Source organism: Roseateles sp. P5_B10, from assembly GCF_056400485.1.
Genome location: NZ_JBFULE010001168.1, coordinates 1 through 1,253, shown reverse-complemented (window position 1 = coordinate 1,253; position 1,253 = coordinate 1). Strand labels below are relative to the sequence as shown.

Annotated in this window: 3 protein-coding genes; all 3 read right to left on the bottom strand. The window is 66.2% G+C overall.

Going from position 1 to position 1,253, the window contains the following annotated elements:
* Positions 1-28 precede the first annotated feature (28 nt).
* A complete protein-coding gene (locus tag AC1DU6_RS31795) occupies positions 29-613 on the bottom strand; it encodes an NUDIX domain-containing protein (RefSeq protein ID WP_056196939.1) in 585 nt (194 codons plus the stop codon).
* A complete protein-coding gene (locus tag AC1DU6_RS31790; protein WP_056196937.1) occupies positions 600-902 on the bottom strand; it encodes a DUF2818 family protein in 303 nt (100 codons plus the stop codon). Before AC1DU6_RS31790 ends, AC1DU6_RS31795 begins: the two co-directional genes overlap by 14 nt.
* 8 nt (positions 903-910) lie before the next feature.
* The coding region (locus tag AC1DU6_RS31785; RefSeq protein ID WP_477862177.1) for a proton-conducting transporter transmembrane domain-containing protein at positions 911-1,253 on the bottom strand (343 nt) is incomplete at its 5' end.

Here is a 1,253-nt window from a genome sequence, read left to right as displayed (position 1 = left end):
GGCCAAGGTATGCCTTGGACGAGGGGCGCTACTTTAGCCAGTCCAGCGCCCAGGCACCCTGCTGCCAGCGCTGCAGCCACAGCAGGCCGATCAGGGTCTTGGCATCGGTCAGCTCGCCTTGGGCGGCGAGGCGGTCGAGATCGTCGACCGTGTGTGTGACAAGCTCGAGAAACTCGCCCTCGTCCAACTTCTGCTCGCCCTTGTTCAGGCCACGCGCGAAGTAGATGTGGATGCCTTCATCCGAGTAGGCGATTGCGTTGTGTAGTACACCGGCATAGGCCCATTCGGTGGCGCTGTAGCCGGTCTCCTCCAGCAGCTCACGGCGACCGCAGACCAGCGGGTCTTCGCCGGCGTCGAGCTTGCCGGCCGGGAACTCCAGCATCACGCGGCCCATGGGGTAGCGGTATTGGCGCTCCATCAACAACCGGCCATCGTCCAGCAGCGGTACGACCATGACGGCGCCGGGGTGGCGGATGTATTCGCGGTGCGCGGCGGTGCCGTCCGGCAGCGCGACACGATCGCGGCGCACGTCGAGGAAGTGGCCCGCGAAGACCTGTGTGCTTTCGAGCAGGCGCTCGACGAGATGGGGGTCTTCGCTGTCAGAGGTGGCCACGGCGCAAATATCTCCAGACAAAGCCGGGAAAGCCCAGCGTGATGAAGAGACAGGTCGCCGCGGCATAGAACTCCCAGCCTTGCGCATGGCGCTGGCCGATGCGGGCCTCCAGCACCGAGCCGAGGGCAAAGGTCAGCGCGGCCATCAATACCAGTTCGAGCAGCCGCCACCAGGCCGCTTTCGGCGCTTGGCGCGGGCCAACGAGGAGTAGCCTCTCGCTGAAGTAAGGCAGGTTGGCCGCGATGACGGCCGCGGCGAGGACCAGCCAGACGGCGGCGGACTGGTCCATGGATGCGTTCAGGTGGCGAGGGCCTGGCGGATGGCGACCTTGCACAGCTCCAGCAAGCCACCCGGCAGCAGGCCGAAGACCAGCACGGCGGCGCCGTTGAGGGTCATGACGAAGCGCACGTCGGCCGGCGCAGCCAGCGGGGCCGTATCGGTCGGGGCGTCGAAGAACATGACCTTAACGATGCGCAGGTAATAGAAGGCGCCAACCAGCGACACGACGACGGCGAAGCCTGCGAGCCACAGGTAGAACGGCATCTGCGTGGCCACCAGGGCCTGCAGCACGGCCAGCTTGGCATAGAAACCCACGGTGGGCGGCACGCCGGCCAGCGAGAACATGAACAGCGTCATGACC